Source organism: Kitasatospora aureofaciens (genome assembly GCF_001188955.3).
Classification (GTDB): Bacteria; Actinomycetota; Actinomycetes; order Streptomycetales; family Streptomycetaceae; genus Kitasatospora; species Kitasatospora aureofaciens.
Genome location: NZ_JPRF03000039.1, coordinates 21,322 through 42,854, shown reverse-complemented (window position 1 = coordinate 42,854; position 21,533 = coordinate 21,322). Strand labels below are relative to the sequence as shown.

The 21,533-nt window shown below is 72.9% G+C and carries 15 protein-coding genes; 6 read left to right on the top strand and 9 right to left on the bottom strand.

The features are described from left to right. Positions 1-9 precede the first annotated feature (9 nt). Positions 10-1,599 (bottom strand): chitinase, encoded by a 1,590-nt coding sequence (locus HS99_RS25260; protein WP_050366601.1) that lies wholly within the window; start codon positions 1,597-1,599, stop codon positions 10-12. Between the two features lie 374 nt (positions 1,600-1,973). Here HS99_RS25260 and HS99_RS25255 point away from each other — a divergent pair, with 374 nt between their 5' ends. From HS99_RS25255 to HS99_RS25240, 4 genes are all read left to right on the top strand, one after another. Then, complete coding sequence (locus HS99_RS25255; RefSeq protein ID WP_191898844.1) at positions 1,974-2,768, top strand: isoprenyl transferase; 795 nt, start codon at positions 1,974-1,976, stop codon at positions 2,766-2,768. A 268-nt stretch (positions 2,769-3,036) separates the two neighbouring features. Next, complete coding sequence (gene phoH2 / locus HS99_RS25250; RefSeq protein ID WP_030286633.1) at positions 3,037-4,371, top strand: RNA 5'-3' helicase PhoH2; 1,335 nt, start codon at positions 3,037-3,039, stop codon at positions 4,369-4,371. 451 nt (positions 4,372-4,822) lie between these two features. After that, positions 4,823-5,563: an aggregation-promoting factor C-terminal-like domain-containing protein gene (locus HS99_RS25245; protein ID WP_030286635.1), complete on the top strand. Its 741-nt coding sequence runs from the start codon at positions 4,823-4,825 to the stop codon at positions 5,561-5,563. 527 nt (positions 5,564-6,090) lie between these two features. Next, positions 6,091-7,584 carry an AI-2E family transporter gene (locus HS99_RS25240; RefSeq protein ID WP_051747033.1) on the top strand — a complete coding sequence of 498 codons (1,494 nt, stop codon included), beginning with the start codon at positions 6,091-6,093 and terminating at the stop codon, positions 7,582-7,584. A 66-nt stretch (positions 7,585-7,650) separates the two neighbouring features. On the opposite strand, the gene HS99_RS25235 is transcribed toward HS99_RS25240, so the two are convergent. The 4 genes from HS99_RS25235 to HS99_RS25220 form a co-directional block, all read right to left on the bottom strand. Continuing rightward, positions 7,651-9,258, bottom strand: coding sequence for an alpha/beta hydrolase (locus HS99_RS25235; RefSeq protein WP_050366600.1), 1,608 nt, complete (start codon positions 9,256-9,258; stop codon positions 7,651-7,653). 11 nt (positions 9,259-9,269) lie between these two features. Beyond that, a complete protein-coding gene (locus tag HS99_RS25230; protein WP_030286641.1) occupies positions 9,270-9,650 on the bottom strand; it encodes a hypothetical protein in 381 nt (126 codons plus the stop codon). Between the two features lie 131 nt (positions 9,651-9,781). Beyond that, the gene (locus HS99_RS25225) at positions 9,782-10,324 is read right to left on the bottom strand and encodes an alkyl hydroperoxide reductase (protein ID WP_030286643.1); all 543 of its coding nucleotides are present in this window, start codon (positions 10,322-10,324) and stop codon (positions 9,782-9,784) included. 3 nt (positions 10,325-10,327) lie between these two features. Further along, complete coding sequence (locus HS99_RS25220) at positions 10,328-10,879, bottom strand: peroxiredoxin (RefSeq protein ID WP_030554318.1); 552 nt, start codon at positions 10,877-10,879, stop codon at positions 10,328-10,330. Positions 10,880-11,072: 193 nt separating this feature from the next. Here HS99_RS25220 and HS99_RS25215 point away from each other — a divergent pair, with 193 nt between their 5' ends. After that, positions 11,073-12,041, top strand: coding sequence for a LysR substrate-binding domain-containing protein (locus HS99_RS25215; protein ID WP_033347639.1), 969 nt, complete (start codon positions 11,073-11,075; stop codon positions 12,039-12,041). A gap of 38 nt (positions 12,042-12,079) precedes the next feature. On the opposite strand, the gene HS99_RS25210 is transcribed toward HS99_RS25215, so the two are convergent. Further along, positions 12,080-12,703, bottom strand: coding sequence for a TetR/AcrR family transcriptional regulator (locus tag HS99_RS25210; RefSeq protein WP_030286649.1), 624 nt, complete (start codon positions 12,701-12,703; stop codon positions 12,080-12,082). Between the two features lie 143 nt (positions 12,704-12,846). On the opposite strand from HS99_RS25210, the gene HS99_RS25205 reads away from it, so the two are divergent. Then, positions 12,847-15,036, top strand: a complete 2,190-nt coding sequence (locus tag HS99_RS25205) for an MMPL family transporter (protein ID WP_030554320.1) — start codon at positions 12,847-12,849, stop codon at positions 15,034-15,036. A gap of 100 nt (positions 15,037-15,136) precedes the next feature. Here HS99_RS25205 and HS99_RS25200 read toward each other — a convergent pair whose 3' ends face one another. The 3 genes from HS99_RS25200 to HS99_RS25190 all read right to left on the bottom strand — a co-directional run bounded on the left by HS99_RS25200 (position 15,137) and on the right by HS99_RS25190 (position 21,340). Beyond that, complete coding sequence (locus HS99_RS25200; RefSeq protein ID WP_050366599.1) at positions 15,137-17,035, bottom strand: ATP-binding SpoIIE family protein phosphatase; 1,899 nt, start codon at positions 17,033-17,035, stop codon at positions 15,137-15,139. Positions 17,036-17,127: 92 nt separating this feature from the next. After that, entirely contained in the window at positions 17,128-17,892 is a 765-nt protein-coding gene (locus HS99_RS25195) for a class I SAM-dependent methyltransferase (protein WP_223885988.1), read from the bottom strand. A 484-nt stretch (positions 17,893-18,376) separates the two neighbouring features. After that, entirely contained in the window at positions 18,377-21,340 is a 2,964-nt protein-coding gene (locus HS99_RS25190) for an AfsR/SARP family transcriptional regulator (protein ID WP_046385587.1), read from the bottom strand. Positions 21,341-21,533: the final 193 nt, after the last annotated feature.

Here is a 21,533-nt window from a genome sequence, read left to right as displayed (position 1 = left end):
GGAGGCCGTTTACGGCATCTTGTGGACGAACGGGCCGACCGCGTTCGAGAACGCGTTGCCGTTGTTGGCGTCCCAGTTGGTGGACCAGGTCATCGCGCCCCGGATGGTGGGCCACTTGGCCGGCGGCACGAAGCTGCCGCAGTTGTTGCCGGTGGCCAGGCAGTTGAGCGCGTTGGTCACCACCGACGGGTCGACGTAGCCGCCGCCGGCCGCCCGGCTGGAGGCGGGGACGCCGATGCCGACCTGGTCGGGCCGCAGGCCGCCCTGGATGTGGGTGCAGACCTGCGAGGTGATGAAGTCGATCGTGCCCTGGTTGTAGACCTTGCCGTCGCAGCCGTTCATGCCGCCCGAGTTGTAGAACTGGGTGTTGACGACGGTCAGGATGTCCTTGGTGTTCAGCGCCAGCTGGAAGTAGGCGCCGGAGGTGTTGTACATCCCGATGGTCTCGGGCGCCATGGTCAGCACGAAGCCGGGGCCGGCCTTGGCCTGCAGGGCGTGCAGCGCGTTGCCGAGCGGCCCGGGCTGGACGCCGTTCTCCAGGTCGACGTCGATGCCGTCGAAGCCGTAGTCCTTGATGATCGCGTAGGCGCTGTTGGCGAAGTTCGCCCCGGCGGTGGCGTCGCCGACGCTGATCGCGCCGTTCTGGCCGCCGATGGAGAGGACGACCTTCTTGCCGGCCGCCTGCTTGGCCTTGATGTCGGCGCGGAACTGGGCGTCGGTGTAGCCGCCGAGCGCCTTGGACAGGCCCGGGTCCAGGGTGAAGCTGATCGCGCCGGTCTGGGTCGCCACGGCGTCGGCGAAGGAGACCGCGATGATGTCGTACGCGTTCTGCACGTCGCTCAGGCGCTGCGGGGTCGAGCCGTTGTCGAAGTTCTGCCAGTAGCCGGTGACCACGTGGGCGGGCAGGCCGGTGGCCGGCGGGGTGGTCGGGGTCGTGGTCGGTGTGGCGGTGGCCGTCGGCGTCTGGGTGGGCGTCGCGGTGGCGGTGGCGGTGGCGGTGGCTGTCGGCGTCGGGGTGGGGGTCGGCGTCTGGGTGGGCGTGGCCGTCGGCGACGGGGTGGAGGTGCCGCCCGGGCCGATCAGCGCGACGTCGTCGGCGAGGTAGGCGCCCTGCCCGTACCAGCCGTGCAGGTAGACGGTGACGCTGGTGGCGTTCGCCCCGGTGGTGAAGCCGGTGGACAGCTGGTTCCAGCCGGTCTGGTTCGACCAGGTGGACGGGTCGGTGCCGCCGGTGCCGCGTGCGCCGAGGTAGACGTACGGGCCCTGCACCCAGGCGTTGAGCGTGTAGCTGGTGTTGGGCAGCACGCTGATCGTCTGGGAGCACTCGGCGGTGTCGCCCGCACCCGGGGTGGCCTGCAGCGCGCCGTTGCCGGAGTGGACCGGTGAGGACACCGCGGTCGCGCCGCCGGTGCAGGACCAGCCGCCCAGTCCGCTCTCGAAGCCGCCGTTGGCGACCAGGTTGCCGACCGCCGCGCCGGCGCCGCCGGCGAAGAGGGCGAGGCCGCCGCCGGCCAGGGCGAGGGCGGTGGCGCCGGCCGCGAGGGCCGGGAGGGGGCTGCGCCGGCGCTTGTGCGCGGGCTCGTTCAGCGTACGGGCCATGGGTGACGCTCCTGGGGAAGGAGCGGCCGCCGCGGTGGGGGGCGCGGCGGCCGCGTGTGGGGGAGGGGTCCGCAGGTGACTCGAAGGGGACGGACCGGTTTCGTGCCGCCCCGGGTCAAAAGCTGGACTAGACCATTACCGGCCGTCAAGCGTCGGGCGACCGGCTTACGGCTCCCTTAAGGATTCGGAGACCGTTCCGTGTCCACGCCGGGCCCGCCGCCCGGCAGGCCGCGACACGCCCGTCGCGACAGACTTCGTACAGGACCGTGACCAGACCGCTACCTGGGGCTTTACCGTGCGCCTGCGCGCCGGAGTAGGCTGCGCCGGGGCGGTGACGCACCAGCCTGAACGAGCACGGAGGGGCCGGGAAAACCATGGGTCTGCGCGATGTCGCCGAACGGACGCCCGGGCTGCGCACCCTGTTGGGCGGGATGTACGGACTCTACGGCCGCCGGGTCGAGGTCCACCTCGCGCGCACCCCGCACCACATCGGCGTGATCCTGGACGGCAACCGCCGCTGGGCCAAGGCCACCGGCGGCTCCACCGCGTACGGCCACCAGCGCGGCGCCGACAAGATCAGCGAGTTCCTCGGCTGGTGCGACGAGACCCACGTCAAGGTCGTCACCCTGTGGATGCTCTCCACCGACAACCTGGACCGCCCGGCCGACGAGCTGGTCCCGCTGCTCGGCATCATCGAGGACGCCGTCACCGGCCTGGCCGCCGCCCGTCGCTGGAAGGTCAACCCGGTCGGCGCGCTGGACCTGCTCCCGCAGCACACCGCCGACGTGCTCAAGCGCGCCGCCGAGGAGACCGCCGGGATCGACGGGATCACCGTCAACGTCGCGGTCGGCTACGGCGGCCGGCACGAGATCGCCGACGCCGTCCGCTCGCTGCTCCAGGAGCACGCCGGGCGCGGCACCCCGATCGAGGAACTCGCCGAGATCCTGACCGTCGAGCACATCTCCGAGCACCTCTACACCGCCAACCAGCCCGACCCGGACCTGATCATCCGCACCTCGGGCGAGCAGCGGCTGTCCGGATTCCTGCTCTGGCAGAGCGCCCACAGCGAGTTCTACTTCTGCGAGGCGTACTGGCCGGCCTTCCGCAAGGTCGACTTCCTGCGCGCGCTGCGCGCCTTCGAGCAGCGGCACCGGCGGATGGGCCTCTGACCCCTTGTCGGGCGCTCCTCCCGGGCGGCCCGGTGCGGCTCCGGTGCGGCTCCGGGGGTGCATCCGGTGGAATGACCGCCGTAGGCCTGGCCTACCCGGGCCGCGCGCGAGGCCAAACGTTCACCGGCAATGATCCGTCAGTTCGCCGGGGGTGCGAATGCACCGCTCCCCGCCTGGGAATACTCCAGTCAGTCCGGCCCCGAGGCCACCGGGGCAGCGGGGGCCGGCTTGCCGCGGATGACGCAGGGTCATCCGCTCTGGAGGCCTAGTGGTCAGTTCCAAGAGCCGCCGGACACCAGACCGGCGCACGTACGTTCTCGACACCAGCGTGCTCCTGGCGGACCCGCTCGCCATGACCCGCTTCGAGGAGCACGAGGTCGTCCTTCCGGTGGTGGTCGTCACCGAGTTGGAGGCCAAGCGGCACCACCCGGAGCTGGGCTACTTCGCCCGCCAGGCGCTGCGCCTGCTCGACGACTACCGCATCCGCCACGGCCGGCTCGACGAGCCGATCCCGGTCGGCGAGCTGGGCGGGACGATCCGGGTCGAGCTCAACCACTCGGACGTCTCGATACTGCCGGTCGGTTACCGGGCCGGTGGGGGCGAGGCGGACACCCGGATCCTGGCGGTCGCCCGCAACCTCCAGGCCGAGGGATACGACGTCACCGTCGTCTCCAAGGACCTCCCGCTGCGGATCAAGGCCAGCTCGGTGGGCCTGCTCGCCGAGGAGTACCGGGCCGAGCTGGCGATCACCTCCGGCTGGACGGGCATGTCCGAGCTGCACGTCGCGGCCGACCAGGTGGACGCGCTGTTCGCGGCCGGCCACGACGCCGCGGTGGACGTCGACGGGACGGACGAGCTGCCGGTGCACACCGGACTGGTGCTCACCTCGGAGCGGGGCAGGGCGCTCGGCCGGGTGACCGGTGACGGGCGGGTCCGGCTGGTGCGCGGCGAGCGCGAGGCGTTCGGGCTGCGCGGGCGCAGCGCCGAACAGCGGGTGGCGCTGGACCTGCTGCTCGACCCGGACATCGGCATCGTGTCGATGGGCGGCCGGGCGGGCACCGGGAAGTCGGCGCTGGCGCTGTGTGCGGGGCTGGAGGCGGTGCTGGAGCGGAGGCAGCACCGCAAGGTGATGGTCTTCCGGCCGCTGTACGCGGTCGGCGGCCAGGAACTCGGCTACCTGCCGGGCTCCGAGGCGGAGAAGATGGGCCCCTGGGCGCAGGCGGTCTTCGACACCCTCTCGGCGGTCACCACCCCGGACGTGATCGAGGAGGTCATCTCCCGCGGGATGCTGGAGGTGCTGCCGCTGACCCACATCCGGGGGCGCTCGCTGCACGACGCCTTCGTGATCGTGGACGAGGCCCAGTCCCTGGAGCGCAACGTCCTGCTGACGGTGCTGTCCCGGATCGGCCAGGGCTCGCGGGTGGTGCTCACCCACGACGTGGCGCAGCGGGACAACCTCCGGGTCGGCCGGTACGACGGCGTGGTGGCGGTGGTGGAGAAGCTGAAGGGGCATCCACTCTTCGCCCACATCACGCTCACCCGGTCGGAGCGGTCGCCGATCGCGGCGCTGGTCACGGAGATGCTGGAGGACATCCACCCGTGAACAGCCCCTGATCGGGTCATAGTAGGACAATAGGGTCAACTTGTGGCGCGGGGCCCGTTCCTGGCGGAGCGGGCCCCGTCCCTTTCATCACATCGAGTGCTTTCTGTCCGGAGAACTCCCGCGCGGTGAATGTGACATGCGCCACGCGGGCGGGAATTGCGTCGACAGTGCCCGGTGCGGCATGGTGAGGGTTCTGTCAGGCCCCGCGTACGGCGCGGCAGGGCTTCCGGACCCCGGAAGTCAGGCCCCGGAAGGTCCGCCAACTCCCGTCGGTGGACGCACAATTGAAGACCGATGAGCCGTACGCCGCCCGATTCCAACGCCCGGTCGCCTCACCTCGGCCGGACGCCGGGCCAGCACCTCCCGTGACCAGAGCACCGTGCGGAGGTCCGTGCCAAGGGGCATGTTGCGTCCGCACGGTCACGCGTGGGCGATGCTGGAAGGAATGCATGTGACTCGGATCTCGGTCCGGGGAGTTGCTGTGGCCTCCGCCACCGCCGTCACCGCTGTCGGTGCCGTCGTGGGTATGGCCTCGGGCAGCGAGGGCAAGACGACGCAGACGGTCGACGTCGCCGGCGCGACCCTGCTTGCCGAAGTCCCCTCTGGCGCCCAGGCGCAGACCGTCAGTGACAACATCGGCCAGCAGGCGTCCGCCCAGCAGGCCTCCGCCGACGCCGCCGCCAAGGCCGCCGCCGAGCAGAAGGCCGCCGAGGAGGCCGCGCGCCAGAAGGCCGCCGCGGACGCCCAGGCGAAGGCCGACGCCCAGGCCAAGGCCGACGCGGACAAGGCCGCCAAGGCCGCCGCCGACCAGCGCGCCGCCGATGCCGCCGCCGCCAACCGCTCCAAGTCGCGTTCGGCGATGGCCGCGGTGGACGACAGCGCTCCGGCCGTCTCGGTCAGCCCGGGTTCCGTCCAGGACATGGCCCGGCAGATCGTCGGCAACGACACCCAGTTCCAGTGCTTCAGCCAGATCGTGAAGCGTGAGAGCGGCTGGGACTACACCGCGACCAACAGCGGCTCCGGCGCCTACGGCCTGGTCCAGGCGCTGCCCGGCTCCAAGATGGCCTCGGCCGGTGCCGACTGGCGCACCAACCCGGCCACCCAGATCAAGTGGGGCCTCAGCTACATGAACAGCCGCTACGGAAGCCCCTGCGGTGCCTGGTCGTTCTGGCAGGCCCACAGCTGGTACTAAGGAACGTCCGAGGGTGCGGCGCCCCCGTGGGGCGCCGCACTCCGTACGGCCCCCGGCCACTCGTCCCGTTCGGCGAGCGGCCGGGGGCCGCGGCGTTTCCGGCCCGTCGCTCGGCCTGCCGGCAAAGGGCGGGCCGCGCCGCCCGGGCTGCGCTGACCAATGCGCCCACGGGCGGTGCGGTCCTGGGTGCGGACGCGGGGCGCGGGAAGGGGTCCTGGTTGCTTCCCGCACCGGCCGGTCCGCCGGCGGTTGGCTTGTTCGTCGCCGGATCGGCGTGAGTGGGACGACCGGGACGGCTGGGACGACCCGGTGGTCACGTTCGGACTCCTCCCCAGCAGTGCTTGGACGAAACCACCTGAAACCTGCCGTTTTGTCCCGGTTGGCGGAGGAAGTGATCGCGTCGAACCTCCCCGGCGGGCGGCCCGGCCCGACTGACGCCGGGTAGCGTCATCCCTGACGGCCGTGGCGGGACCCACGGCGTTACCGCCGGACCCGGCGGGTCCGGCGGGGAAGCGGTGGTAGCGAGGATGGCGCGGGGCGGAAAGGCCTTCAAGGCCGTGGCCAAGGGCATGGCCGTGGTGGCGAGCGCGGCCGCCGTGATCGAACGGCGCCGGCGTGCCGCGATGGCGGCCGACCCGCACGAGCTCCCCACCGAGGCACCCGGGCCGGTCCCGGTCCCGCGCACCGATCCCGCGCCCGCCCCCGCGCCGGTTGTCGCGTCGGTCGCCGCGTCGGCGGGCGAGGCGATGGCCGCCGGGGCGGTGGCCGAGCCCTCGGCACCCGTGCCCGCGGCGACGGCCCCGACGGCCCCGGCCGCCGCGCCGCCCGCCCCCGCCGCACACACCGCACACGCCGGACTCGGCCGGGAGTACCACCCCGGCCGGCCCGCCACCCCGGCCGAGGCGGTGCCGTGGGGCCTGCGGGTGGCCGCCGAGTCGACCTGGCGGCTGCTGCTGCTCGGTGCCGCCCTCTACGTCATCTTCTACGTCGTCGACATGCTGCGGCTGGTCGCCTTCTCGGTGCTGGCCTCACTGCTGATCAGCGCGCTGCTGGAGCCCTCGGTCTCCTGGCTGCGCCGGCGCGGGGTGCCGCGCTCGCTCGCGGCGGGCGGGGTGTTCCTCAGCGGTCTGGCCGGGATCGGGCTGGTCGGCTGGTTCGTGGTCTGGCAGGTGTCCACCAATCTGCCGGACGTCACCGCCCAGGTGAAGGACGGTGTCAACCAGCTGCGGGACTGGCTGATCACCGGGCCGCTGCACCTGACCCAGCAGCAGATCAAGGACTTCGCCGACCAGATCACCAAGGCGATCACCACCAACACCGATCAGCTCACCTCGGCCTCGATCACCGGCGCGCAGATCGCCGTCGAGATCCTGACGTCGCTGCTGATGACCTTCTTCACCACCTTCTTCCTCCTCTACGACGGGGAGCGGATCTGGAACTGGGCGCTGCGCGGCCTGCCCCGGCACTCCCGCTTCGCGATGGCCGGCGCCGGCCCGAAGGCCTGGGCGACGCTCACCGCGTACGTGCGCGGCACCGTCTGCGTGGCCTTCATCGACGCGGTCTGCATCGGCATCGGCATCGACCTGCTGGGCGTGCCGCTGGCCATGCCGCTGGCCGTGATCATCTTCCTCGGCGCCTTCGTCCCGCTGGTCGGTGCGCTGGTCACCGGAACGGTCGCGGTCCTGATCGCCCTGGTCACCCAGGGGCCGTGGACGGCCCTGATGGTGCTGGTCGTGCTGATCGCGGTGATGCAGGTGGAGAGCCACATCCTCCAGCCGCTCATCCTCGGCCGGGCCGTCCGGGTCCACCCGCTCGGCGTGGTCCTCGGCGTCGCGGCCGGCGGCATCATCGGCGGCATCGGCGGCGCGGTGGTCGCCGTCCCGCTGATCGCCGTCACCAACACCGTGGTCGGCCACCTGCGCCGCCGCAACGAGGCCGGCCAGGCTGTCTTCACCGCCCTCGAAGCCGCCCGCGAAACCGCCGAACGCACGGCGGCCGCCCAGCCGGCGGCAGCGGACTAGCGAAGCGCGGACGGCTCCCGCCGCCCGACGACCGCCCCGGCGTACGGCGGGGTGCCGGGGCGGATGTCAGTCGTGACGTCCGGCCGCTGTGGTGATCCGGCCGCCGTGGCCGCTGACGATCCGTCCGATGTTGTCGACCGAGGTGCGGTGTTCACCGGGGCCGTCGTCCCAGTAGGACGAGTGCGCCGTGAAGTCCGGGGACCCGCCGTCCACGGCGAAGCGATGGGCGCCGAAGCCGGAGCCGGCCGGATCGCGGGCGTACCAGCCGAGGTGCGAGATGTGGTCCCAGGAGGCGGCGCCGACGTAGGTGTGATCGGCCCCCACCGAGAGCTCGGAGGCGTGGAACGCACCGGTGCCGGGGCTGCCGACGAGGATGACGTCGTCGGCCGCGATGCCGGTCGGCCTCTTCGCGGCGAGGCCGACCAGGAGCGAACCGAAGCTGTGGCCCTCGGCCGTGACATGGGCCGGTGCGCCCTGGTGCGTGACGCGTTGTCCTTCGAGGAACCTGCGGTAGGCGTCGACGCCGCCCCGGGCGCGGCTCGCGTCGCAGGCTTCCGGGAAGCTGAGCGGCGCGTCGTACCCCAGCCAGGCGATGGATGCGGTGCTGCGGGTCGGGTCGGCGCGCCGGGCCGCGTCGTACACGGCCCTCGCCCGGTCCGCGTCACCGCCGCCGATGCGTTGAAGTGTGGTGCCCAGGCCGCCGACCAGGGACGTGACGTCCTGGGCGGTGTCGGGGTTCCCGAAGGAGATGATGCCGCGCCCCTGCCCTTCCCCACCGATGCCGAGCAGGAGGACCGGGGGCTCGGTTCCGTCGGTCCGGCGCAGCCGCTCGGCGATCCTGCGGTACCCGTTCAGCTTCAGGCTGTGGTGCGGGTCGGACGACGGCCAGCCCTTCTCGCACGCGGCGATGAGTTCCGGCAGGAGGATCCGGTTGGCCTGGTTCCGGACGACGGCGGGGACGCCGTCGCGGTTGCCGAGCAGGTCCGGATGCTCGTGGACGAGCCACTGCTGCCGGTCGGCGGGCAGTGCGTTCCACCAGGCGTTGACCTCGGCGGGCGGTGCGTCGGCCTTCGGGACGCTGCCGAGCAGCAGGTCGTCCGGGGTGAGGGCGGGGTCGAGCCGGTCCCTGACGGCGGAGGCGGAGTCGAGGCCCGTGCCGTCCTGGGCACGCCTGACGTAGTGCCGGAGCCGGGCGGCGAGGGCCTGGTCGACGGTTCCGGCCTCGGTCAGTGCGGTCGAGATGCGGATGGCGAGCGCTCCGGCGGTGCGCTCGCAGCTCTTCCGGTACTCGGGGTCGTGCTGGTCGGCGTAGCTGCCGGGCGGCCAGGAGACGGCGCCGTGAGCGTCGACCGACATACCGGCGGTCTGCGCGTCGGTCAGTGCCGTGCGCAGTGCGGACTGGGCGAGGGCCAGCGCGTCGGCTCCGGAGCGGATGCTCCTGCCGATCTGCCCGATCTCGCTGTGGGCGGCCCTCAGCTCGCCGGTGCTGCGGCGCAGTGCCGGGCGGGCCGCGTCGGCGCACGGCCCGGACCAGTCGGCTGCCGCGATGCGGCCGTCGACGCCGTCGCGCCACTCGTCCATGTGCTGTCCGAAGGAGCCGTGCAGCCTGTCGTAGGCGTCGGCAGCGGCGTACAGATGGCTGAGGTCGGTGTCGCGCAGTGTGGCGAGGTCCACGCGGTCGCTCCCTAGCCGAAGTGCAGGACGAAGTTCTGCTTCTGCTGTGCGGTCGGGCCCGCCGGAACGGTCCGGGTGTCCGGGCCGAACGCCGTGCTGATCCGCTGGTCGGTGCTCCCGTAGCCGAGGCCCGCGTCGATCAGGCCCTGGCCCTGCCGGCCCAGCGTGGTGTGCAGGTCCGTCAGCAGGGTGTTCCAGACGTCGGTGCAGGTGCCGAGTGCGGTGCCGCACTGGAGTCCGGCCAGTCCGGCGGCGGACTGGTGGGAGACCTCGAGCAGTGCCTTGAGTTCGCCGGGGATCCGGCCGGCCGTCTCGACGGCGGTGCCGCCGGTCTGCCGGAGTTCGTCCGGGTCGGCACGGAAGCCCGCGCCGTTCTGCGGGTGGTCGGACACCGCGGGCCCCCTCGGACCGAATGTCGTGCACGGATCGCCACGCACTGTAGCGGAGTCGGCCACGCCCGGGTGCGGAAACGCCGACGGGCCCCTCCGCCCAGCGGAGGGGCCCGTCAGGGCGTGCGGGTGCGTCAGGCGTTGCCGGCGGCGAGGGCGGCCTCGGAGTCGAGGACGCCGGCCACGGCCTGCAGCACGGCGGCGATCTTCAGCGAGGCCTGGATGACCTCGCGCTCGACGCCGGCCTTGCGCAGGACGGCCTCGTGCGAGTCGAGGCACTGGCCGCAGCCGTTGATGGCCGAGACCGCGAAGCACCAGAGCTCGAAGTCGACCTTCTCGACGCCCGGGGTGCCGATGATGTTCATCCGCAGACCGGCCCGCATCGTGCTGTACTCCTTGTCGGAGAGCAGGTGCAGCGTCCGGTAGTAGACGTTGTTCATCCCCATGATCGCGGCCGCGCCCTTGGCGGCGGTGTACGCCTCCGGGGAGAGGTTGGCCTTGGCCTCGGGCTCCAGCTCGCGCAGCAGGCCGGGGCTGCGGGTGGCCATCGCGCAGGACAGCACGGTGCCCCAGAGCTGCTGGGCGGGGAGGTCGGAGTTGCCGATGACCGAGCCCAGGTTGAGCTTGAGGTCCTTGGCGTAGTCCGGGAGGGCGGCCTTCAGGTCGTCGAGAGCCATGGGTCAGCCCGCCAGCAGGGCCTGGGCGTCGAGGGTGTCCTCGCCCTTGTTCCAGTTGCACGGGCACAGCTCGTCGGTCTGCAGGGCGTCCAGCACCCGCAGGACCTCCTTGGGGTTACGGCCGACGGAGCCGGCGGTCACCATGACGAACTGGATCTCGTTGTTCGGGTCGACGATGAACACGGCGCGCTGGGCGGTGCCGTCCTCGCCCTCGACGCCGCAGGCGCGCATCAGGTCGTGCTTGATGTCGGCCAGCATCGGGAAGGGCAGGTCGCGCAGGTCCTTGTGGTCCTTGCGCCAGGCGTGGTGCACGAACTCGGAGTCGCCGGAGACGCCGAGGATCTGGGCGTCACGGTCGGCGAACTCGTCGTTCAGCTTGCCGAACGCGGCGATCTCGGTGGGGCAGACGAAGGTGAAGTCCATCGGCCAGAAGAAGACGATCTTCCACTTGCCCTCGTAGGTCTTGTGGTCGATGTCGGCGAAGGCGCCCGCGGCGTCCAGGTCGACACAGGCCTTGAGGTCGAACTCGGGGAACTTGTCACCGATCGTGAGCACGTTCGCTACTCCAGAACATGAGACTGCGGGCAGTTTTGTCCGGATTCCGGACACGCCCAACAGTTCCACATCGTGGACTGATCAGGGAAATAGCTACACTTGATGTGTCTGATCGGAGATTGCTATCAGTATCGAACCGCCCACGTCCCGGCCCGGTCCCCGCAGGGGTGGCGCCGCCAAACCCGATCCCGCTGTGGGGAGCGCCACATCCCGCAGCCCGCGCACCCCGACCGTCGCCCAGCTCAGGGCCTTCGTCGCGGTGGCCGAGCACCGGCACTTCCGGGAGGCCGCCGCCGCGACCGGGACCAGCCAGCCCGCGCTGTCCGGGGCGGTCGCGGCTCTGGAGGAGTCGCTGGGCGCGCAGTTGGTCGAGCGTACGACGCGCAAGGTGATTGTCACTCCCCTGGGGGAGCGCGTGCACGAGCACGCGCGCCGGGTGCTCGCCTCGCTGCAGGCCCTCACCGAGGAGGTGGAGGCCGCCCGCCGCCCGTTCACCGGGCCGCTGCACCTCGGAGTGATCCCGACCGTCGCGCCGTACCTGCTGCCCACCGTGCTGCGGCTGGTCCGCGACCGCTTCCCCGCGCTGGAGCTGCACGTCCACGAGGAGCGCACCCCCTCGCTGCTCGAGGGCCTGGCCGCCGGCCGCCTGGACGTCCTGCTGCTGGCGCTCCCGGCCGGCGGGGCCTCGCCGACCCGCGACATCCCGCTGTTCGACGAGGACTTCGTCCTGGTCACCCCGCCCGGGCACCCGCTCGCCGGGCGGATCGACGTCCCGCGCGACGTGCTGCTCGACCTGGACGTGCTGCTGCTGGAGGAGGGTCACTGCCTGCGCGACCAGGCCCTCGACATCTGCCGCGAGGTCGGCGCCGACCCGGCCGGCTCCACCACCCGGGCGGCCGGCCTGTCCACCCTGGTCCAGCTCGTCGCCGGGGGCCTCGGGGTGACCCTGCTGCCCGCCACCGCGCTCGACGTGGAGGCCGGGCGCACCGACCGGCTGGCGGCCGTCCGCTTCGCCGCACCCGCGCCCGGCCGGCGGATCGGGCTGGCCACCCGCCCGGGGTCGGCCCGCAGCGCCGAGTACGAGCGCTTCGCGGCGGCGCTGCGCGAGGTGCTGGCAGAGCTGCCGGTCCGGATCGTCGACGGGGAGGGCGAGGGCCAGTAGGGCCGGGGGCCGCGGGGGCGGGGTGGCCGGGGCCGGGCCTACTGGCCTGCGGCCTCGCCGAGGCAGAGCCCGACCGTGGTCGCCACCAGGACGTCCAGTGCCGCCAGGGTCTCCGGGTCGGGTTGCTCGCCCGGATGGCGCCTGATGAGGTGGCGGGCCGTCAGGCCGTCGAAGCCGCTGAGGAAGTGAACGGCGATCCGGCCCGCGGGGGCGGCCAGGGTCAGCCCGTGGGCGGCCGCGAGGGCGCCGATCATCTCGCCGGCGGTGCCCTCGATCGCGCGCTGGAGCCCGAGCATGATCTCCCGCACGTCCGGATCGCGCATCGCCAGCGTCTCGAACTCGCTCAGCAGTACGCAGCGTCCGTCCTCGCCGGTGGCGGCCTCCCAGAGCGCGTGCACCAGGGTGCGGACCTGTTCGCCGAACGGGCCGTCGCCGGGGGAGGCGGCGCGCACCTGGCCGATGAACTGGGCGGCGACCTCCTCGACCACGGCGCGGTAGAGGTCCTTCTTGGTGCCGAAGGTGTAGTGCACCGTCGCCTGTGCCACGCCCAGCTCGGCCGCGATCGCGCGGGTGCTGGCGGCGGCGACCCCTTCCCGGGTCATCAGGTCGATCGCGGCCCGGACCAGCTGCGGTCGGCGTTCGGAGGCGGGGACATGAGCCATCCAGCCAGGGTAGCGCCATGGTCGGGCAACTGCGTCGACTGATTTTGTCGCCCAACTTTGTCACTTGACAAAGTTGGGTCTACCGTGGGAGGGGTTCGCTCAGGCACCCGCCTGTCCGCCGACCGCACGCGAGGGGTCAGACCTTGGCCACGTACCTGTACCGACTGGGCCGCCACTGCTTCCGGAGAAGGCGCGCCGTGCTGGCCGTCTGGATCGCCCTGCTGATCGCGATCGGCGGGGCCGCCGGCGCCTTCGCGGGCAGGACCAGCGACGAGTTCAAGGTCCCGGGCACCGAGGCGCAGGCCACCCTGGACCGGATCAAGGACACCTTCCCCGAGCAGGGCCACGGCTCCGCGCAGGTGGTCTTCGCCGCCCCGGCCCCCGGCGGCATCGCCTCGCCGGGGGCGACCCGGGCGATCGGGGAGGCCGTCGGCCGGATCGCCCACGTCCCCGGCGTGGCCGCGGTGCCCGACCCGTACGCCACCGGCGCAGTGTCCCCGGACGGCAAGGTCGCCATCGCGCTGGTCTCCTTCGACCACAAGCTCGCCGACGTCACCGACCAGCAGCGCGACGCCGTCAGGGCCGCCGCCGAACCGGCCCGCGCGGCCGGACTGGACGTGGCCTTCGGTGGCGACGCGTACAACCGGTTCGCGCAGATCGAGGGCGGCTCCGAGGCGATCGGCCTGATGGTGGCCGGGGTGGTGCTGGTGATCACCCTCGGCACCCTGGTGGCCGCCGGACTGCCGCTGCTGACCGCGCTGGTCGGCGTCGCGGCGGCGATGGCCGGACTGCTGGTGCTGACCGGCTCGTTCGAGATCATCACCACCGCGCCGGTGCTGGCGCTGATGGTCGGCCTCGCGGTCGGCATCGACTACGCGCTGTTCATCCTGTTCCGCTACCGCCGCCACCTGGACGAGGGCCTGGAGCCGGAGGAGTCCGCCACCCGCGCCACCGCGACCGCCGGCAGCGCCGTCGTCTTCGCCGGCCTGACCGTGGTGGTGGCGCTCGCCGGGCTCGCCGTCGCCGGCGTCCCGTTCCTCACCGTGATGGGCCTGGCCGCCTCCGGCGCCGTCGTGGTGGCCGTCCTGGTCGCGATCACCCTGCTGCCCGCGGTGCTCGGCTTCACCGGCCGGGCGATCGACCGGCTGCCGATCTGGAAGCGGGCGCTGGCCACCCACGGCAAGGTCACCGCGGGCGAGCGCTGGGCCCGCTTCGTGGTCCGCCGCCCGCTGCCCGTCCTGCTGGTCGGCCTGGCCGGGCTCGGCGCCATGGCGGTGCCCGCCGCGAGCCTGGACCTCGGCCTGCCGGGCGGCGGCTCACAGGCCGTCGGCACCGACGGCCGCAAGGCGTACGACCTGGTCAGCGACAGTTTCGGCCCGGGCTTCAACGCGCCGCTGGTGGTCGTCGTGGACGCCCACGGCGCCCCGCGGCCGGAGCAGGCGGTGCAGGGCGTGGCGGGCAAGCTCCAGGGACTGGACGGCGTCCGGACCCTGCTCCCGCCGAAGGTCGACCGGGCCGGCGGCACCGCCCTGGTGCCGGTCATCCCGAAGACCGGCCCGGACGACGAGGCCACCAGGGCGCTGGTCGACGAGATCCGCGACCAGCGCGCCGGGATCGAGTCCGCGACCGGCGCGAGCATCGCCGTCACCGGCACCACCGCCGCCAACATCGACGTCTCCACCAAGCTCGGCCAGGCCCTGCCGCCGTTCGTCGCGGTGATCGTCGGCATCGCGCTGGTGCTGCTCGCGCTGGCCTTCCGCTCGGTGCTGGTGCCGCTCAAGGCAGTGCTGGGCTTCCTGCTCAGCATCCTGGCCTCGCTCGGCGCGGTGGTCGCGGTCTACCAGTGGGGCTGGCTGGACGGCCTGATCGACGTGCCCAAGGTCGGCCCGGTGGTCAGCTTCGTGCCGATCCTGCTGATCGGCGTGCTGTTCGGGCTGGCGATGGACTATGAGCTGTTCCTGGTCTCCGGGATGAAGGAGCAGTACGTCCACGGGGAGGCGCCGCGCGAGGCGGTCGTCGGCGGGGTGAAGGGCGGCGCCCGGGTGGTCACGGCGGCCGCGCTGATCATGATCTCGGTGTTCGGCGCCTTCGTGCTCGGCCACGACCCGATCGTCCAGCCGATCGGCTTCGCCCTCGCGGTGGGCGTGCTGGTGGACGCCTTCGTGGTGCGGATGGCCCTGGTGCCGGCCGCGATGGCGCTGTTCGGCAGGGCGGCCTGGTGGTTCCCCGGGCCGCTGGAGAAGGTCGTGCCGAAGGTCGACATGGAGGGCGAGCAGCTGATCGCCCGGCTGGAGGAGGAGCGGCGGGAGGCGAGGCAGCCCGCCGGGGTCTGAGGACCGGTCACCCACGCGCCCGGCGGGAGCACCTCCTGCCGGGCGCACGGCTGTCTCCCGGCCGGGGTGCCGGGTGTGCGGCTGCTTCCCGGCCGGAGGCCTACGTCACGGGCCGGACGGCGGCCGGGGGCAGTCGCTGCTCGAACCAGACCACCTTGCCGGTGCCCAGCCGGGTCGCGCCCCAGCGGTCCGCGCACCGGGCCACTATCTGCAGTCCGCGTCCGCGCTCGTCCTCCGGACCGGTACGGCGCGGGCGCGGCAGCAGCGGGCTGTCGTCACCGACCTCGCAGCGCAGCCGGGTGGTGCGCACCAGGCTGAGGGTGACCGGCCGGGTCGCGTGCTGGACGGCGTTGGTCACCAGCTCGCTGACCATCAGCTCGGTCGCCTCGCTCAGCTCGTCCAGGCCCCAGCGCCGCAGGGTGTGCGCGGCCAGCCGGCGCGCCCGGCCGGGCGTCTCGTTGCGCGGCTGCAGGTACCAGTGGGCGACGTCCCCGGCCGGGATGCCGTCGAAGCAGGCGCCCAGCAGGGCGATGTCGTCGCCGCGGTCCCCGGGCGGCAGGATCCGCAGCGCCTCCTGGCACAGCTGCTCGGGGGACTGCCGGCGGGCCGCCTCGATCCGCGCGCGGAGCACCTCCAGTCCGTCGCTGAGCGGGCGGGTGCGGGTCTCCACCAGGCCGTCGGTGAACAGCAGCAGGGCGGATCCGGGTGGCGCGGGCAGCTCGACGGAGGTGAAGTCCACGCCGCCGACCCCGATCGGCGCCCCGGAGTCCAGTTCCACCAACTCGGCCGTGCCGTCCGGGCGGACCAGCACCGGCGGGACGTGCCCGGCGTTGGCCAGCACCACCCGGTTGGCGATCGGGTCGTACACCGCGTACACGCAGGTGGCCAGGTGCTGTTCGCGGCCGAGCCGCTGGGCCTGCTCGTCCAGGTGGTACAGCACCTCGTGCGGCGGCAGGTCGAGCGCGGCCAGGGTCTGGGCGCTGGTGCGCAGTTGGCCCATGATGGCGGCCGAGGTGAGCGAGTGGCCCATCACGTCGCCGACGATCAGGGCGACCCGGTTGCCGGGCAGCGGCACCGCGTCGTACCAGTCGCCGCCGACCTGCGCGCCGCGCTCGCCGGGCAGGTAGCGCTGGGCGAGCCGGACGCCGTGCGACTGCGGCAAGCGCAACGGCAGCATGCTGCGCTGGAGTTCGTTGGCTATCTCCCACTCGCGGGCGTAGCGCAGCGCGGTGTCCACGGCCAGCCCGGCCTGGGTCGCCAGGTGCGCGGCGGTCGCGGTGTCGGCCGCGTCGAAGGCCGGGCGGCCGGTGCGTTCAGGGGGCCGGCGGATCAGCACCAGCAGACCGAGGACGGCCTTGCGGCCGCGCAGCGGCAGGGCCACGACCGAGGTGCCGGGGGCCAGCCGGGCCAGCCCGCGGGTGCCGTACAGCTCGCGCAGCAGCGCCTCGGTGCGCTCGGCGGCGGGCGTGCCGAGGACGGCCGACTCGGCGGGGCGGCGGCTGAGCAGGATGTGCGCCAGCGCGCCGCCGCGGGTGACCGGGACGGCCGGGCCGGTGTCGGCGGTCGAGCGGGAGCCGTACCGGGAACGGTGCCGGTCGTCCGCGCCGCTCTTGCGGCCGCTGCGGCCGATCCGGGTGCCGGTGCTGTGATGGATCCGCAGCTCCTCCGGGAAGCCGGGTTCGCGCTCGACGTTGGGCAGCGGGTCGCGCAGGTGGACGACGGCGGCGTCGGCGAGGGTCGGGACCAGCACCCGGCCGATGTTGCGCAGGGTCGCGGACAGGTCGAGGGCGCTGTTGATTCGCCGGGTCGCCGCGTCGAGGTAGGCGAGCCGGTCCGCCACCCCGTCCGACGCCCTGTCCGACGTCCCGTCCGCTGCTCCCGCGCGGTCCGGCCGTGCCGTCGGCGGCTTCGCCGGGGCCGCGGCCCGGGCCGGGAGCTGGCGGCGCTGGCCCGGGACGGCGGACGGCGGCTCCGCCTCGGTCTTGAGCTGGTCGCGCACGGCTGCCTGTCCTGGATTCGGTGTGGGCGGGAGGTGGGCTCGGGGTGAGCTCGGGGGGTGGGCTCGCTGAACTGGTCTGGTCCTCCGGTCGATCAGCCGACGCGTCGACAGCACAGGAACAGCTGTTCCTCCGGCGGCAGCGTGGTACTGGCCGGCGCGTACGGATGCCCCGAGCACTCCTCGACGGCGAAACCCGCGGCGACCAGAACCCGCTCCAGATCCTCCCTCAGATACCCACTGATCCGCAGCTCTGTGCCAAGGAACGGAAGCGGAACGTGATCCAGATCGGCCTCGACCATACCGAGGGCCAGCAGTCCGCCGGGGCGCAGGAGTTCGCGCAGCCGCCCGAGCACGGTCGGGATCTCGTCCTGCGGCAGCAGGATCAGGGAGAAGAACGCCGTGACGGCGGCGAAGGAGCCGTGGCCCGCAGGGCCCAGCGAGGGCGCGCCCCAGACCCGGTCCGCGCGCTCGGTGGCCAGATCGTACAGGTCGATCCGGTGGAACTCGGCCGGAATCGGGCCGGTGCTCCGGGACTGACGGGCCAGTGTGAGCATCACGTCCGAGAGGTCCACCGCGGTCACCCGCAGCCCGCCGGCGATCAGCTGGGGGAGGGTCGGCTCGCCGGTGCCGCAGCCCACGTCCAGCACCCGGGCACCCGGTTCGAGTGCGGCGAGCAGCCGCCGCCCGCACTCCAGCTGCCCGTCCTTGGCGGGAAACGCCTCACCGTAACCGGCCCCGATGGTGTCGAAGGCGACCGCCTGCAGGGCCCGTGCCGCCCGGCGTCGTCGCACGTCGGGCCCGTCGTCGCCGGCGTCCTCGCCGACCGGGAACGGGTCGGATATCTGTCCGGTCGTCACGTTGAGAGGCACCCTTCCACCCGTGGCCTCCGGTGGGCTCCTCCGCAGCCTCCTGGGCCGCTGCCGGTGGCGGTACGTCACGCTCCCCGCATCGCACGGACGGCCTGCACCCCGACACGTTGCCGGCGGGGCACTCGCGTGCGTACTGGCATCTGAGAATATGCGTGATCACTGCGCCATGGGGTCCCTTTCCAGCCAACTCGTCATACTTGGGCCGAAGTGGGCCGGGTAGGCGGAAGCACTCCGGTGCGGGCGGGGTGGTGCGCGCGGCGCCGCACGCCGCCCGGCGCGCCCAGGACAGTGGCGCTGACCTGCGGCTATACCGGTCCGCAAGCTGACAATCGGACGTTTATCGAACGTCAATCGGCTGGGTGCACAGTGGGGACCAGCGCCGGGGAAGCGTTGAGGGCGCTCCCGCAGCCGGGGGGCTGCGGGGGCGCCGACGCGCGGATCGGGGGAGGTGCTCCGCAGGGGAGCGGAGGCCTCACGGCGCGGGGGGAGAGGAGAAGGGCTCGGTGTGCTGTCGGGAGATGAGGTCCGCCACGGGGGAGGCCTCCGGCACACCGAGCCGCGTGAAGATCGCGTGCGCCTCCTGCAGACAGGCCAGCCCACGGGCCGGCTGGGCCAGGGCGAGGAGCGCCTCGCCCAGGGCGGCGTTGGCCAGGCCCTGGCAGTAGGCGGAGTCCAACTCCTGGGCGATCGCCAGCGACTCACCGGCCGCCTCGGCCGCCTCGGTGGGCTGCCCGGCGACGAGCAGGGCGGAGGCGAGACGGGCCAGCGTGTAGCCCTCCCAGAGTGAGTTGCGCTGGGACTGGTAGAGCTGGTGAGCCTCCCGTAGGTGCGGGACGGCCTCGGCACCGGGGAGTACGACGCCCAGTTGGTAGAGGGTCTGAGCCAGCAGCGGGTCGTTCTTGGACTCCCGTGCGGCGGCAACACCCTCATCGGCGGACCGGATCGCCGTCTCGGTCATGCCGAGGCGGTGCTGCACCCGGGCCATGTTGCTGACGATCCGCGCTTCGAGGACAGGTGCGTCGACGGCCTGGCTGGTGGCCCGGGCCTGTTCGAGGAACAGAAGGGCCTCGGCCGGACGGTTGCCCACGTTCAGCATCACGCCCAGCATGTTGGCCGTGGCCAGGAGCAGGACAGTCGGGTTGTCCGGTGCCTGGTGGCCCAGACTCCGGCGGAACGACTGCTCGGCCCCCTGGAAGTCGCTGGTGACGGACTGCAGGGTGCCGCGGGCGAAGTACACCCCGGCGAGCGCGGCCGCATCGTCACGGTTCTGCGCGTCCTGGCCGATGGCCTCCAGGATCCGCAGCGCTCGGGGGCCGCGGGTCGGGTCCGGGTCGATGCTGATCAGGTAGTTCAGCAGGTCGACGGCAGCACGCTGAAGGGCGCCGGGACCGCTGGCGGCGGCCTCCACGGCGCTGAGCAGGAGGCCGCCCTCGGTGCGCAACCAGTCCTGGGCGATGTGGCTCGTGGGCAGGTCGAGCCCGGGGGAGGAGAGGGTGGTCAGCCGCTCGGGCAGTGGGTCGTCCGGCTCGATGATCTGGGCCGCGTTGCGGACGGTCGGGATCAGCAGGTCGAGCAGCCGCATCACCGCCCTTTCCTGCTCCCCGGTGTCGCCGATCCGCTCGTTCTGACGCTGGGCGTAGAGCCGGAGCAGGTCGTGGTAGCGGTAGCGCCCCGGGGTGAAGCACTCCAGCATGTTCGCCTCGACCAGCGCCTCGGCGAGGTCCTCGGCCGTGTGCTCGTCCACGCCGAGCAGGGCCGCGGCGGCGGCGAGTGGAATGTCGGGGGAGTCGATCAGGGCGAGCAGCCGAAAGGCGCGGGCCTCGTCCACGGACAGCTGTCCGTAGCCGAGCCCGATGGTGGTCTCCACGGCGAGGTTGCCGAGTTGGAGTTCGTCCAGGCGCCGCCGCTGGTCGGCTAACCGACTGGCCAGGTCGGAGACGCTCCAGCGGGGGCGGCTGGCCAGTCGGGCGGCGGCGATGCGGACGGCCAGCGGCAGGAAGCCACAGGCGGTGACGACCTTCATGGCCGCCTCCGGCTCGTTCGCGACGCGGTGATCGCCGACGATGGCCGAGAACAGCGCCAGTGCCTCGTCCGGGGTCAGTTCCTCGACGTCGAACAACTGGGCACCGGGGATGCCCGCCAGCCGGGAGCGGCTGGTGGCGAGCACCGCGCAGCCGGAGACCCCGGGGATCAGGGGCCGGATCTGGTCGGCGTCCCGTGCGTTGTCGAGCAGGATCAGCATCCGGCGGCTGGCCAGCAGGGACCGGTAGAGGGCGGCACGCTGTTCGAGCGAGTCGGGGTTCTCGGTGACGCCGAGCGCGTGCAGGAAGTCGCCCAGGACGACTGCCGGGTCGGCCGGGGAGGCGCCGGCTCCGCGCAGGTCGACGTACAACTGTCCGTCCGGGAATTCCGCGCGGACGCGATGGGCGACGTGCACCGCGAGCGTGGTCTTCCCGACCCCGCCGATGCCGGCCAGCGAGGTCACCACCACGGCCTGGCCGGTGGCGTTCATCAGGACGGCCGAGAGGTCGCCCACCAGCTCCGAGCGTCCGCTGAAGTCTGATACGTCAGCCGGGAGTTGGGCCGGAGCCGGGGATGTGGCCAGGCCGTCGTCGCGGATGACGTGAACCGGCGCCGCCGGGACGGCGAGCGTCGGGTCGGCCGCCAGGATGCGGTTGTGCATCGAGGACAGGCCGACGCCCGGCTCGACTCCGAGTTCCTCGATGAGCAGCTTGCGGGTGTCGGTGTAGACGCCGAGCGCCTCGGCCTGACGACCGCAGCGGTACAGCGCCAGCATCAGCAGCTCGCGCAGGCGTTCTCTCAGCGGGTGCTCGGCGGTCAGGGTGTTGAGCTCGCCGACGATCTCGGCGTGCAGCCCGACGTCGAGGGCGGCCGCGCACAGCTCCTCGGAGGCGGCGACCTGGCGCTCGGCCAGCCGCAGCCGCTGGGCCTCGGCGTACGGGCCGGGGATGCCGGTGAGCGGACGGCCGCTGAACAGGTCCAGCGCCTGTGCCAGCAGCCGGTGCGCCTCGTTCTTGTCGCCCGAGGCGCGGGCCGCCGCGGCTTCGGCGGAAAGCCGCTCGAAGACCGACAGGTCGAGGGCCTCGCCCGGGATGCGCAGGGCGTAGCCGTCGGCGACCGAGACCAGGAGCTCGGCAGGACGTCGGACCTCGCGCCGAGGCTCGATGACGGAGCGCAGCCGGGAGACGTAGGTGCGGAGTGCGGCCACCGCCTGGGCGGGGGGTCGATCGCCCCAGAGCGCGTCGACGAGGTCCTGCGTGGTGACCGGGCGCCCGGAATGCAGCAGAAGGGTGGTCAGAACGGCCTGCTGCTGGGGGGAACCGAGGGAGAGCGGCTCGCCGTCGAGCCAGGCCTGGACCGGACCGAGGACTTGGAAGCGCAGCGCAGGGGCCTGCGGCGTCTCCCGAAACTCCATGAAGTCCCCCGATGGCCTGTGGTGTCGATTCCGTGAAAGGGCGCTCGGCGGTCCGCCGCGGTGCTTCAGCTTAGGCGGACGCCCGACTCTGCCGGACGGCACCGCAAGCCGCACGGTGTTTATCGGACATTTAATCAACCCTACGATACTGTCCGCGCGCCCGCGCCACGGAGGTCGGGCTGAACACATTTGA